The sequence below is a fragment of the Streptomyces sp. NPDC033136 genome, from assembly GCF_055578235.1.
This window is the reverse complement of sequence record NZ_JBVIPD010000024.1, coordinates 94,258-107,226: the sequence shown is the minus strand read 5'-3', so window position 1 is coordinate 107,226 and position 12,969 is coordinate 94,258. Positions and strand designations below refer to the sequence as shown.

Annotated in this window: 12 protein-coding genes and 1 pseudogene; 5 read left to right on the top strand and 8 right to left on the bottom strand. The window is 70.1% G+C overall.

Annotated features, from left to right (window positions below; all coding sequences use genetic code 11):
- Positions 1 to 810: a recombination regulator RecX gene (gene recX, locus ACZ5TL_RS32630; protein ID WP_468594358.1), complete on the top strand. Its 810-nt coding sequence runs from the start codon at positions 1 to 3 to the stop codon at positions 808 to 810.
- A gap of 224 nt (positions 811 to 1,034) precedes the next feature.
- On the opposite strand, the gene ACZ5TL_RS32625 is transcribed toward recX, so the two are convergent.
- The 5 genes from ACZ5TL_RS32625 to ACZ5TL_RS32605 all read right to left on the bottom strand — a co-directional run bounded on the left by ACZ5TL_RS32625 (position 1,035) and on the right by ACZ5TL_RS32605 (position 6,333).
- Positions 1,035 to 2,642 carry an FAD-dependent monooxygenase gene (locus tag ACZ5TL_RS32625; RefSeq protein WP_468594394.1) on the bottom strand — a complete coding sequence of 536 codons (1,608 nt, stop codon included), beginning with the start codon at positions 2,640 to 2,642 and terminating at the stop codon, positions 1,035 to 1,037.
- A 282-nt stretch (positions 2,643 to 2,924) separates the two neighbouring features.
- A complete protein-coding gene (locus tag ACZ5TL_RS32620) occupies positions 2,925 to 3,833 on the bottom strand; it encodes an amino acid ABC transporter permease (RefSeq protein ID WP_468594357.1) in 909 nt (302 codons plus the stop codon).
- A complete protein-coding gene (locus ACZ5TL_RS32615) occupies positions 3,830 to 4,507 on the bottom strand; it encodes an amino acid ABC transporter permease (RefSeq protein WP_468594356.1) in 678 nt (225 codons plus the stop codon). The genes ACZ5TL_RS32620 and ACZ5TL_RS32615 overlap by 4 nt, the downstream gene beginning before the upstream one ends.
- Positions 4,508 to 4,635: 128 nt before the next feature.
- Positions 4,636 to 5,481, bottom strand: coding sequence for a glutamate ABC transporter substrate-binding protein (locus ACZ5TL_RS32610; protein ID WP_468594354.1), 846 nt, complete (start codon positions 5,479 to 5,481; stop codon positions 4,636 to 4,638).
- Positions 5,482 to 5,556: 75 nt separating this feature from the next.
- The gene (locus ACZ5TL_RS32605; protein WP_468594353.1) at positions 5,557 to 6,333 is read right to left on the bottom strand and encodes an amino acid ABC transporter ATP-binding protein; all 777 of its coding nucleotides are present in this window, start codon (positions 6,331 to 6,333) and stop codon (positions 5,557 to 5,559) included.
- Positions 6,334 to 6,623: 290 nt separating this feature from the next.
- Here ACZ5TL_RS32605 and ACZ5TL_RS32600 point away from each other — a divergent pair, with 290 nt between their 5' ends.
- Positions 6,624 to 7,310: a response regulator transcription factor gene (locus tag ACZ5TL_RS32600; RefSeq protein ID WP_306930534.1), complete on the top strand. Its 687-nt coding sequence runs from the start codon at positions 6,624 to 6,626 to the stop codon at positions 7,308 to 7,310.
- A gap of 9 nt (positions 7,311 to 7,319) precedes the next feature.
- On the top strand, positions 7,320 to 8,726 hold the full coding sequence (locus ACZ5TL_RS32595) for a sensor histidine kinase (RefSeq protein ID WP_468594351.1): 1,407 nt from the start codon (positions 7,320 to 7,322) through the stop codon (positions 8,724 to 8,726).
- Here ACZ5TL_RS32595 and ACZ5TL_RS32590 read toward each other — a convergent pair.
- On the bottom strand, positions 8,716 to 9,717 hold the full coding sequence (locus ACZ5TL_RS32590) for a TAXI family TRAP transporter solute-binding subunit (RefSeq protein WP_468594349.1): 1,002 nt from the start codon (positions 9,715 to 9,717) through the stop codon (positions 8,716 to 8,718). The genes ACZ5TL_RS32595 and ACZ5TL_RS32590 overlap by 11 nt on opposite strands.
- Before the next feature lie 97 nt (positions 9,718 to 9,814).
- On the opposite strand from ACZ5TL_RS32590, the gene ACZ5TL_RS32585 reads away from it, so the two are divergent.
- Positions 9,815 to 10,222, top strand: coding sequence for a pyrophosphohydrolase domain-containing protein (locus ACZ5TL_RS32585; protein ID WP_468594348.1), 408 nt, complete (start codon positions 9,815 to 9,817; stop codon positions 10,220 to 10,222).
- A 300-nt stretch (positions 10,223 to 10,522) separates the two neighbouring features.
- On the opposite strand, the gene ACZ5TL_RS32580 is transcribed toward ACZ5TL_RS32585, so the two are convergent.
- Together ACZ5TL_RS32580 and ACZ5TL_RS32575 are read right to left on the bottom strand one after the other, a co-directional pair.
- Positions 10,523 to 11,740 (bottom strand): cation:proton antiporter, encoded by a 1,218-nt coding sequence (locus tag ACZ5TL_RS32580; protein ID WP_468594346.1) that lies wholly within the window; start codon positions 11,738 to 11,740, stop codon positions 10,523 to 10,525.
- Positions 11,741 to 11,744: 4 nt separating this feature from the next.
- Positions 11,745 to 12,230 (bottom strand): cation:proton antiporter regulatory subunit, encoded by a 486-nt coding sequence (locus ACZ5TL_RS32575; RefSeq protein ID WP_468594344.1) that lies wholly within the window; start codon positions 12,228 to 12,230, stop codon positions 11,745 to 11,747.
- 486 nt (positions 12,231 to 12,716) lie between these two features.
- Here ACZ5TL_RS32575 and ACZ5TL_RS32570 point away from each other — a divergent pair.
- Positions 12,717 to 12,932, top strand: a pseudogene (locus tag ACZ5TL_RS32570) (hypothetical protein); the annotation flags it as partial.
- Positions 12,933 to 12,969: the final 37 nt, after the last annotated feature.

Here is a 12,969-nt window from a genome sequence, read left to right as displayed (position 1 = left end):
GTGACACGACGAACCGACTGGGCGGAGTACGAGTACGCCGCTTCCGGTGCCCCACGGGGGAGGGGCACCGGAAGCGAAACGGGCTCGGCCGTGGACGGGGCGGACGAGCACAGGGGGGAGCCGTTCGGGGAGGGAGAGGTGCCGTTCGGGGGCGACCAGCCACACGAGGGCGGCTCACCCCGGGCCGGGGCGCGTGGCGGCGGCCCGAGCGGTCGGCGTGGACGCCGCCGACGCGGTTTCGGGGAGGCGGCTGACGCCGAGGACGGAGGTGCCCTCTCCTCGTCGAGGGCCGAGCAGGAGGCGCCTCCAGGGGACCCGGTCGAGCAGGCTCGGGCGATCTGCCTGCGCCTGCTCACCGGGACCCCGCGGACCCGCAAGCAGCTGGCCGACGCCCTGCGCAAGCGGCAGATCCCGGACGACGCCGCGGAAGAGGTGCTGTCGCGGTTCGAAGAGGTCGGACTCATCAACGACAGTGCCTTCGCGGAGGCATGGGTCGAGTCCCGCCACCACGGCAGAGGCCTGGCCCGTCGTGCCCTGGCCCGGGAGCTGCGGACCAAGGGCGTCGACTCCACGCTGATCGACGAGGCCGTCTCCCAGCTCGACTCCGATCAGGAGGAGGCGACCGCCCGTGAACTCGTCGCGCGCAAGCTCCGTTCCACTCGCGGCCTCGACCGCGACAAACGCCTCCGCCGTCTCGCGGGCATGCTCGCCCGCAAGGGCTACCCCGAGGGGATGGCCCTGCGCGTGGTGCGGCAGGCGTTGGAGGAGGAAGGAGAGGACACGGAGTCTCTGCCGGACGAGGGGTTCTGAGGCGGAAGTCCGATCCGCCGTCAGCTCGGCCGGACGGGAAGCCCCGCTCCCCGCCAGGCCTGGAACCCCCGACCAGATCCGTGGCCCGGTGCAGCCCCAGCTGGTGTCGGGACTCGCGTCGCGCGGTTCGATCCCATGACCGTCCAGTGACCGTCCAGGCCGGTCACCTCACTGTCACCCTGCGGACGCACCGTGACAGTGAGCACGTCACCTGGGTGTCGACGTCAGTGTGAGCCGGCCGAAGCACCCGCCTCGGCCTGCGCTTTCACCGGTCCGCCCACCGTCGCCTCCGCCGCCGCGTACAGGTCGGCCGGGCGCACTCCGCTCAGCGCGGTGACGAGGTGCCCGTCGGGGCGCACCAGGAGCACCGTGTGCGCGGCAGCGCCCGGATAGCTCTCGGCGACCAACAGTTCGGCGGGGTGCGGCAACGCCGTGACGGCCGCCGCGAGCTGGGGCATGATGCCGGCCCTGGCCCAGTGCTTCCGCTCCCATACGCCCGTGCCCGGCGCGATCAGCACCACGAGCAGCGTGCCCCGGCCGAGCCGGTCCCGCAGCCGTACGAACGTCCCGTCCTCCGCGGTGACCCGGACATCGGTGACCGGCGCGCCGGGCGGTGTGTCGACCGGGGTCTGCCCTTCGAGGTGCTGGGGTGCGAGCGGCGAATCGGCGTACGCCCCCGGAGCGCCCAGCTGGCCCTGCCCCAAGTGACCGTCCGTGAGGAGCGAGTCATGGCCCCGGGACGAGCCGGGGACGTAGGAACGCAGGCCTCCGCCGCCGCGCAGCAGCGGCAGCGCCTGGTCGGCGGCGCGGAGCCGGGCGGCGACGATCGCCCTGCGTTCGGTCTGGTAACTGTCGAGGAGCGCCTCGTGCGGCCCGTGGTGCCAGGCCAGGGCCAGTTTCCAGGCGAGGTTGTCGGCGTCCCTGAGGCCCTCGTCCAGACCGTGCGTGCCCAGCGCGCCCAGGAGGTGGGCCGCGTCCCCGGCGAGGAACACGCGCTCGGCGCGCCAGCGGCGGGCCAGACGGTGGTGGACCGTGTGGACGCCGGTGTCCAGCAGCTCATAGGGCGGGGTGGAGCCACCCGCCCAGCCGGCCAGGGTCTCCCGGATGCGGGCCAGCAGCAGTTCGGGAGTGACCAGGTCCTTGCCGGGCGGCAGGAGCCAGTCCAGGCGCCAGACGCCGTCCGGCAGCGGTCGCGCGGTGACCTCGCCGGCCGAGGGGCCCGACATGCGCCAGGGCGGCATGCGGTGCAGCAACGCTTCGTCGTGCCAGGGCAGTTCCGTACGCAGTGCGGCGACGGCGTGACGTTCCACCGCCGTACGGCCCGGGAAGCGGATGTCCTGGAGCTTGCGCACGGTCGAGCGTGGGCCGTCGCAGCCGACGAGGTAACTGCCTCGCCACCAGGTGCCCTTGGGGCCGCGCGTGTGGGCCGTGACACCCGAGGACTCCTGCTCGATGCCGTCGAGCCGGCTCTCCACCGCAACCTTGACGAGCCGTTCCCCGGCGAGGGCGGCGCGCAGGGCGTCGGTCAGGACGTGCTGGGCGATGTGCAGGGGAGCGGGCTCGGTGCCGTCGAAAACGATCTCGCGCATCACCTGCTTGCGCCGCATCGACCGCCATCCGGCCCAGTGGGCACCGGCCCGGGCCAGGGGCACGCCCGAGAGCCGTTCCACGAGGGCGGCGGTGTCCTCGCGCAGGACGACGGTGCGCGCCGCACGGGGTTCGTCCTTGCCCGGGCCCTCGTCGAGAACGACGCAGGGCACCTCCTGCCGCGCCAGCGCCAGGGCGAGCGTGAGCCCGACGGGTCCCGCTCCGACGATGATCACCGGGTCCACGGCGCGGCGCCCCCTGCCCGCGGTGATGTCCTGAGAGACGTAGGTGAACAGGAAGTCGGAGCAGGGTGCACGATCACAGAACGTATGCAACCCATTGCCGGTGCTTGCGTCAAGTGACCGGCGGCTGGTGGCGATCATGCCGCCGCACCAAGGGTAGCCGGACGACACGCTCGTCACTTGAGGGGGTGTCAGGGTCGGCCGGGGCCGAATGGCTCAGGGCTCGACACGACTGTGGCCCGCCGGAACCCCGGCGGGCCACAGTCGTAGCGGTTGTTCGGGCCGTCAGATCGAGCCGCCGGCACCGGTGCCGTAGGTGCCGCCCACCTCGGCCGCGTTCACGTCGTCGACCTTGTCGGCACCGAGAACAGCACCCGTGCCGCGCTTGCTGCGGCGCAGCCTGCCCTCCAGCCAGGAGGCGAAGGACGTGAGGATGAAGTTCAGGATGATGAAGATGACCGCCACGACGATGAAGCTGGGGATGACGTTCGCGTAGTTGGCCGCGAGTGTGCTGCGCGTGTTGAGCAGTTCGGTGAACCCGAGCATCACGCCGCCCAGCGCGGTGTCCTTCACGATGACGACCAGCTGGCTGACGATTGCGGGCAGCATGGCGGTGACGGCCTGCGGGAGCAGGATGCTCGACATCGTCTGACTCTTGCGCAGGCCGATCGCCATGGCGGCCTCCGACTGTCCCTTGGGCAGGGACAGGATGCCGGCGCGTACGATCTCGGCGAGGACCGAGGCGTTGTAGAGCACCAGGCCGGTGACGACCGCGTAGAGGGGCCGCTCGCCGCTGGGGATGCCGGTGGAGCGGACGTAGAACTCGTTGGCGAACAGCATCAGCAGCAGCACCGGGATGGCCCGGAAGAACTCGACCACCGCGCCGACCGGGACGCGCACCCAGCGGTGATCGGACATGCGGGCGATGCCGAGGACTGCGCCCAGCGGGAGGGCGATGACCATGGCGAGGGCCGCGGCCTTCAGGGTGTCTGCCAGGCCCGGGAGCAGGTAGGTCGTCCAGGCTTCGGAGGTGGTGAACGGTTTCCAGAGGGACCACTCGAGCTGGCCCTTGTCGTCCATCGTCTGCCAGATCCACCACAGCAGGAGGGCGAGCAGGACGAAGAAAAGCACCGAGAAGAGTACGTTGCGCAGCTTGGCCTTCGGGCCCGGGGCATCGTAGAGAACGGACGTCATCGCTTTACCGCCAGTCGCTTGCTCAGCCAACCGAGGAAGAGGCCAGTGGGCAGGGTCAATACCACGAAACCGAAGGCGAAGACCGCGCCGATGAGCAGCGTCTGTGCCTCGTTCTCGATCATTTCCTTCATCAGGAGGGCCGCCTCCGCCACGCCGATTGTGGCCGCCACGGTTGTGTTCTTGGTCAGCGCGATGAGCACATTGGCCAGCGGTCCGATGACGGAGCGGAACGCCTGCGGCAGTACGACGAGCCTTAGGACCTGGCTGAAGCTGAGCCCGATGGCCCGTGCCGCCTCAGCCTGCCCGACGGGCACGGTGTTGATGCCGGAGCGGATCGCCTCGCAGACGAAGGCGGCGGTGTAGGCGACGAGACCGAGTACAGCCAGTCGGAAGTACTTGAGCTCGAAGTCATCGGGCGCGCCCATCGTGACACCGAAGATGTCGGCGAGGCCGAGCGACGTGAAGACGATGATGACGGTCAGAGGAATGTTTCGGACGATGTTCACGTAGGCAGTGCCGAAACCGCGCATCAGCGGCACCGGGCTGACCCGCATGGCCGCCAGGAGGGTTCCCCAAACCAGGGAACCGATGGCCGAGAAGACGGTGAGCTGAACTGTGACCCAGAAAGCGCCCAGCAGGGACGGGTCGTCATAGTCTGAAAGAAAGTCGAACACGATCTCCCGCGCTTCCGGGTGTGTGGCGTAGGTGGCGGACGTGGCGCGCCGTCGTCAAAGAAGTGACGGCGGCGCGCCTGCGGATCCCCGCATCGGCTGCGAGGATCCTGCGTCGGCGGAGTCCCGCGTTACTGGACGATCTGGCCGATCTTCGGGGCGGGCTCGTTCTTGTAGTTCGCCGGTCCGAAGTTCTCCTTGACGGCCTTCTCCCACGAACCGTCGCTGACCATCTTCTCGAGGGCGTCGTTGATCTTGTTCAAAGTCTCGGTGTCGCCCTTCTTGACACCGACGCCGTAGTTCTCGTTGCTCAGCTTCAGGCCGGCGAGCTTGAACTGGCCTTTGTACTGGTCCTGCGCGGCGTATCCGGCGAGGATCGAGTCATCGGTGGTCAGCGCGTCCACGGCGCCGCTCTGCAGAGCGGAGAGGCACTCCGAGTAACCGCCGCGCTCACTCAGCTGGGCCTTCGGTGCGAAGTCGTTCTTGACGTTCTGCGCCGAAGTCGATCCGACGACCGAGCACAGCTTCTTGTCGTTCAGGTCCGTAGCTTCGGTGATGTCCGAGTCCTGCTTCACCAGCAGGTCCTGGTGGGCCAGCAGATACGGACCGGCGAAGTCGACCTTCTCCTTGCGCTCGTCGGTGATCGAGTACGTGGCCGCGATCATCTTCACGTCGCCGCGGGCCAGCGCGTTCTCACGGTCGGCGCTCTTGGTCTCGACCCACTCGATCTGGTTGGGCTCGTAGCCCAGTTCCTTGGCCACGTACGTCGCCACGTCCACGTCGAAGCCGGAGAAGGAACCGTCGGGCTCCTTCAGGCCCAGACCGGGCTGGTCGTACTTGATGCCGATCTTGATCTTGTCGCCGCCTCCGGATCCGGAGCCGTTGGAGTCACCGCCGTCGTCGCCACCGCAGGCGGTGGCGGTCAGGGCGAGCACGAGAGCGGTGGCGGCCGCTGCGGAGACCTTGCGAAGCTTCATGGTGAACATTCCTTTGCCGTGAAGAGAAAACCGTCGTTTCGGGTGACGCGGGTCGTCGCAGGGGCGACACGCGCCTCAGTGGTGCAGGATCTTCGACAGGAAGTCCTTGGCACGGTCGCTGCGCGGATTGCTGAAGAACTGGTCGGGCGCAGCCTCCTCGACGATTCGGCCGTCTGCCATGAACACCACGCGGTTTGCGGCTGATCGTGCGAAACCCATCTCATGGGTGACGACGATCATGGTCATGCCGTCGCGGGCGAGCTGCTGCATGACCTCCAGCACCTCGTTGATCATCTCGGGGTCGAGCGCGGAGGTCGGCTCGTCGAAGAGCATGACCTTCGGCTCCATGGCCAGCGCCCGTGCGATGGCGACGCGCTGCTGCTGGCCTCCGGAGAGCTGTGCCGGGTACTTCTCGGCCTGCGCGGCCACGCCGACCCGGTCAAGCAGGGCACGGGCCCGGTCCTCGGCCGCCTTCTTGTCCTTCTTGCGGACCTTGATCTGGCCGAGCATCACGTTCTCGAGCACGGTCTTGTGCGCGAAGAGGTTGAAGGACTGGAAGACCATCCCGACGTCGGCCCGCAGTCGGGCCAGCGCCCTGCCCTCGGCGGGCAGCGGCTTGCCGTCGATCTCGATCGTGCCGGAGTCGATGGTCTCCAGGCGGTTGATGGTGCGGCACAGGGTGGACTTGCCGGACCCGGAGGGCCCGATGACCACGACGACTTCGCCGCGGGCGATCGTCAGGTCGATGTCCTGGAGTACGTGCAACGCGCCGAAGTGCTTGTTGACGCTCTTCAGGACGACCAGTTCTCCGGTCGCGGCCACATCTTCCTTGGCCACCGATACTTCGGTCATCGCTCTCAGGCTCCGTCCTCCTCGGTTTCGGAGGACAGTAGTGACCCTCTACGACCTGCGTCATTACATCTGAGGGGAATCTGAGCATCACGATCCGGTAGCAATCGGACACGTGTCGTAGTACTTGTGAGCAGCGCTCATACCAGCCGGGTAACGGAAGCGCTCCGCAACCGGAACCCTCTTGACGCCGTCCTCATCCATCAGCGTGACTGCACAAGGTGCACGCGCGCGCGTGCACGCCTTTTTGTACACACCTAGAGCGTACGGCCAGTGGACCGAAGGGGGCCCGGGTGAGACTGCTGCTCGTCGAGGACGACAACCACGTCGCCGCCGCCCTGTCGGCGGTTCTGGCGCGGCACGGGTTCGACGTCACGCATGCGCGCAGCGGTGAGGAGGCCCTCCAGGCGCTCGTTCCCGAGAGCGACTGCTTCGGGGTTGTCCTCCTCGACCTCGGCCTGCCCGACCAGGACGGATACGAGGTCTGCGGCAAGATCCGCAAACGCACCAGCACCCCGGTGATCATGGTCACGGCGCGTTCCGACGTGCGCTCCCGCATCCACGGCCTCAACCTCGGCGCCGACGACTACGTGGTGAAGCCCTACGACACGGGGGAGCTGCTCGCCCGCATCCACGCCGTGAGCCGGCGCACCTCCCACGAGGACACCTCCAGCGGCATCGAGACCGAACTGCGGCTCGGGCCCGTGCACATCGAGCTGCCCACGCGCCGGGTCAGTGTGGACGGCTCGGTGATCCAGCTGACCCGCAAGGAGTTCGACCTGCTGGCCCTGCTCGCCCAGCGGCCCGGGGTGGTCTTCCGCCGGGAGCAGATCATCAGCGAGGTGTGGCGGACCAGCTGGGAGGGGACCGGGCGCACGCTCGAGGTGCACGTCGCGTCGCTGCGCGCCAAGCTGCGCATGCCCGCCCTCATCGAGACCGTACGCGGGGTCGGCTACCGGCTCGTCGCGCCTGCCGGATAGCGGGGCCGGGTGCGCACTCGTCTGCTCCCGCTGCTCATCGTCCTGATGGCGGCCGTGCTCCTCGCGCTCGGCATCCCGCTCGCCGTCAGCCTCGCCGGCGCGCAGCAGCAGAAGGTCGTCGTCGACCGGATCGACGACACGGCACGCTTCGCGGCCCTCGCCCAGTTCGTCACCGACTCGCCCGACGAGACCACCAGCGCGTTCGAGAACGAGCGCCTGGCCACCCTCAGCAGCGAACTGCGCAGCTACTACGAGGTCTACGGCATCCGGTCCGGCGTCTTCTACCGCGGCGGCAGCGCCATGGCCCACGCACCGGCCAAGTGGTCCCTGCCGTCGGAGGGCGAGGTCAGGGACGCCTTCGACGAGGCCCTGCTGAGCCGCCGCAGCCACGACCCTAAGCAGGTGTGGCCCTGGCAGCGCCGCAACCTCGTGGTCGCCTCGCCGGTCATCCGGGACGGCGATGTCGTCGCGGTCGTCGTCACCGACTCGCCCACCGGGCAGATGCGCTCGCGCACGCTGCACGGCTGGCTGGTCATAGGCGCGGGTGAGTCCGCCGCGATGCTGCTGGCCGTCGGTGCCGCCCTGCGGCTGACCGGCTGGGTGCTCAAGCCCGTACGGGTCCTGGACGCCACCACCCACGACATCGCCACCGGGCGGCTCAAGTCCCGGGTCGCCGCGGCCGGCGGGCCGCCGGAACTCCGTCGCCTGGCCCGGTCGTTCAACGAGATGGCGGACAACGTCGAGGACGTGCTGGAGCAGCAGCGCGCCTTCGTCGCCGATGCCTCGCACCAGCTGCGCAACCCCCTCGCGGCGCTGCTGCTGCGCATCGAGCTGCTCTCCTTCGAACTGCCCGAGGGCAACAAGGAGATCGCCTCGGTCCAGGCCGAGGGCAAGCGCCTCGCGCGGGTCCTGGACGATCTGCTCGACCTGGCGCTGGCCGAGCACACCGAGGCGGATCTGCGGATCACCGACATCGGCGAACTCGCCGCCGAACGCCTCGCGGCCTGGGCCCCGACCGCCGAGGCCAAGGGCGTATGCCTCGTGGGCGACTGCCCGCCGACGACCGCGTGGGCCGACCCGGTCGCACTCTCCAGCGCGCTGGACGCGGTCATCGACAACGCGGTGAAGTTCACGCCCGAGGGCCAGACGGTCGAGGTCACCGTCGCCTTCCACGGCGACACCTCCACCGTCGTCGTCACCGACCGCGGCCCCGGTCTCACCGACGAGGAGCTGGCCCGCGTCGGCGACCGTTTCTGGCGCAGCGGCCGTCACCAGAACATCAAGGGATCGGGCCTCGGACTGTCCATCTCACGGGCGCTGCTCGCGGCGGGCGGCGGTTCGATCGTGTACGACCATCACGAGCCGCACGGGCTGCGGGTGACGGTGCGCTTGCCCAGGTCGGGTCCTACGGCTTGACCGACTGGTAGTACCGCTGGGCGCCGACGTGCAGCTGGAGCGGGTCGGTGTAGATCGCCGTGCGGACGTCGACCAGCTGGGCGGAGTGCACGGTCGCGCCGATGCCGTCCCGGCTGTCGAGCACCGTACGGGTCAGCCACCTGGTGAGCCGCGGATCCATGTCGCTGCGCGTGATCAGCAGGTTCGACACGGCCAGGGTCGGCACCGGGTCACCGCGCTGGATGGTGGGGTAGGCCGACTCCGGCATCTTCGTGGCGCGGTAGTAGCGCGTGGCACCGCCCTGGTCATGCAGCTTGGCCACGAGCGTGGCGTCGATCGGCACGAACCGGAAGGCCGGCGCCGACATCTTCGCCAGCCGGCTCAGTCCGTCCGTGGGCAGTCCGCCGGACCAGAAGAACGCGTCGAGGCCGTGCCCGAGCCGCTTGGGCCCGGTGTCGATGCCGTCCGACGACGGCTCGATGTCCTTCTCCGGGTCGATGCCGGCCGCCTTCAGCACGCCGTTCGCTATCAGCCGCACGCCGGAGTTCGGCAGCCCTATGGCCACCCGCTTGCCCCGCAGGTCCGCGACGGAGCGGATGTCCGAGTCCGGCGGCACGACGAGCTGGACGTAGTCGTCGTACAGGCGTGCGACGCCGCGCAGCCGGTCGGCGCCCGCGCTGTTGTCGAGCTTGTACGTGGCGACCGCGTCGGCCGCGGCGATCGCGAAGTCGGACTTGCCGGTCGCCACCTCAGCGAGGTTCTCCTGCGAACCGGCACTGGTCAGCAACCGCACTTTCAGATCGGGCATGTCCCTGCGGAGCTCGGCCCGCAGGAGTTCGCCGTACTCGTGGTAGACCCCCGCGCGCGTGCCCGTGCTGAACGTGATCGTCCCGCTCGGCGGCTCATCGGCCCAGGGGCGCAGCCACCACAGCAGCAGGCCGAGGACCACGAGGGCGGCGGTGCCGCCCGTCAGGGTCCGCTGCCTGCCGATACGGGGGATCTTCTGGGACATGCGCGAGATCCTGCCAGCCACCGTGCCCCTCTGACCAGGGGAAGGGGCATCGCCGGGGCGGACAGGAGTGTCAGTGGCGGCCGTTACAGTCGCCCCCATGAGCTCGTCGCCCGCTGACCTGGTCCGTGAATTCCACCTTGCCTTCGGCCTGGACGCCCGCAGCACACCGACGCAGGTCCCGCCGCAACTCGCCGCCCACCGGGGCGAACTCCTCGCGGAGGAGGCCGCCGAGGTCGCCGAGGTGTCGGTGCGGGGCCCACTCGACCGGCTCGCCCACGAACTGGCCGACGTGGTCTACGTCGCCTACGGCACGGCCCTGGTCCACGGCATCGACCTCGACGCGGTCCTGGCCGAGATCCACCGCTCCAACATGACCAAGCTCGGCCCGGACGGCACCGTCGCCCGACGCGAGGACGGCAAGGTCCTCAAGGGCGAGCACTACGAGGCGCCGGATGTGCCGGGGGTGCTGCGCAGGCAGGGGTGGGTGCCGGGCCGGGGCGACTGACCCGGGCCCGCCCGGCACCGCGGCCTCGGTCGGTGACTGGGGCCCCGCCGTCGGCTGTTCGGCCGGCGGCCGGGGCATTGAGTTTCGCCACCGGCCGCTCGCCGGCAGCCGGGGCCTCGGTTTCCACCGTGGGTCTGCTTCGGGGGCGGCGAACGGAGCCCCGGCGTCCGTCCCTGGCTGCTTCGGTCGGCGGCCGGGGCCTCGTTTCCGCGTCGGTTGCGCCGGTCGGTGACCGAAGCCCCGGCTATCGTCGCCCGCTGCTCAGCGGGTGACCGACGTCCGGCTCCCCTCGCCCGCTGCTCAGTCGGCGACCGGGGCCTCGGCTTCCGTGGGCCGGGGCGCGGGCTCCGGGCGGAGGGGCTCGCGACGCCGGGTCCACCAGGTCGCCACCGGCTCGGTGTAGCGCGCGGTGAGCGGGCCCAGGACGACCAGGATCAGGACGTAGGCGGTGGCCAGAGGGCCGAGGGACGGTTCGACGCCGGCCGCGACGGCGAGGCCCGCGATGACGATCGAGAACTCGCCGCGGGCGACCAGCGCACCACCCGCCCGCCAGCGGCCCTTGACGGAGATCCCGGCCCGCCGCGCCGCCCAGTAGCCGGTGGCGATCTTCGTCAGGGCGGTGACGACGGCCAGCCCGAGGGCGGGCAGCAGCACGGGCGGGATGCTCGACGGGTCGGTGTGCAGCCCGAAGAAGACGAAGAAGACCGCCGCGAACAGGTCGCGCAGGGGGCTCAGCAGTGTGTGCGCGCCCTCCGCCACCTCCCCGGACAGCGCGATGCCCACCAGGAAGGCCCCCACCGCCGCGGAGACCTGCAACTGCTGCGCGATACCCGCGACCAGGATCGTCAGGCCCAGCACGACCAGCAGCAGCTTCTCCGGGTCGTCACTGGAGACGAACCGGGAGATGACCCTGCCGTAGCGCAGGGCCAGGAACAGCACGAGCCCCGCCGCGCCCAGCGCGATCGCCAGGGTCAGACTGCCTGCGAGCAGCCCGGCCCCCGCCACCAGCGCCGTGACGATCGGCAGGTACATCGCCATCGCCAGGTCCTCCAGCACGAGCACACTGAGGATCACCGGGGTCTCACGGTTGCCTACCCGGCCCAGGTCGCCCAGCACCTTCGCGATCACGCCCGACGACGAGATCCAGGTGACACCGGCCAGGACCACGGCGGCCACCGGCCCCCAGCCGAGGAGCAACGCCACCGCGGCTCCCGGCAGCGCGTTGAGCGCGCAGTCGACCAGACCGGACGGGTAGTGCGTCTTGAGGTTGGAGACCAGATCGCTCGCCGTGTATTCCAGGCCCAGCATCAGCAGGAGCAGGATGACGCCGATCTCGGCGCCCGTGGCGACGAACTCCTCGCTCGCGCCCAGCGGCAGCAGACCGCCCTCGCCGAACGCCAGACCGGCCAGGAGGTACAGCGGTATCGGCGACAGCCGGAACCGGCCGGCGAACCGGCCGAGCAGGCCGAGGCCGAGGATGATGGAACCGAACTCGATCAGCAGGACCGCGGAGTGCACCGGCTCACTCCCGCTCGAGTATCGTCGCGGCCGCGTCGACGCCCTCACGCGTCCCGACGACGATCAGCGTGTCACCGCCCGCCAGCCGGAAGTCCGGCGCCGGCGACGGAATGGCCTCGGCCCGCCGCAACACCGCCACCACCGAGGCACCCGTGTCCGTCCGCATCCGCGTGTCGCCCAGCACCCGCCCGTTCCAGCGCGAGGTCGCGGCCACCTCGACCCGCTCGGCGACCAGCCCCAGGTCCGTGGTGTACAGCAGGCTGGGGCTGTGGTGGGACGGCTTCAGCGCGTCGATCAGCGACCCCGCCTCCGAGCTGGTCAGCCGCAGGGACTGCGCACAGGAGTCCGGGTCGTCGGCCCGGTACACATTCACCGTGCGCGTGCCGTCGCGGTGCGCCACCACCGACAGATGGCGGTGTTCCCGGGTCTCCAGGTCGTACTGGACCCCGATACCCGGCAGCGGTGTTGCCCTCAGGCGCGGAGCTGACACGTTGCTTCCCCTTGGCCGTCGTGTTCGTCATGGCGTATTGCTCTTGTCGGTTTGGTCTTGTCGGTCTGGTGAACGGTTTCGATCATCGGATCGGTCAACTCCGCATGCTGCCATCCTGCCGAACGGTGACGACATGAGTGTCGTGACGGACAACGGAGATACGCCACGGCCGGTCGCCGGACAGGGTGGAAGGGGCTGTGTCCTGCGCGAGGGCCGGAAGGGGCGGACCTGACCCAGGAACGTGTCCTCGTTCTGGCGAATCTTCTCATTCAACGCCGCCGGTCGGGTCGTGGCCACCGCGTTGCTGCTCGGCCCGGACACCGTGTCCACCCCCATCCTGGCGGGCGAGACGCTCGCCCTGTTCGCAGATGGCCACACCCTCGTACGCCGTGGAGTCCGCCTCATCCTCGGCGGGGAACCGGGCCGGCCTCGGCACCGTCGCCGAGGCCGGCGCACGGGCCCGGGAGACAGCCCCTCGACCTGGCCGTCACCGAACGCGAGGAGGCGACCTCAAGCCGGTCGCCGAGGGGTGCAGCTCCAGGGAGATCGGCGAACTCCTCTTCATGGGCGCCAAGCCCGCCCAACTTCATCGGCGCCAAGCCCGCCCAACGCCACCGCGCCAACCTCCTGTGGAGGCTCGGCATGCGCGACCGCCCGGAGCCGACCCGGTACGCGATCCGGGCCGGCCCGATCGAGCCGTGAGCCCTCGGCCCGGGTTGTCCACAGGCGGCCGAGCCAC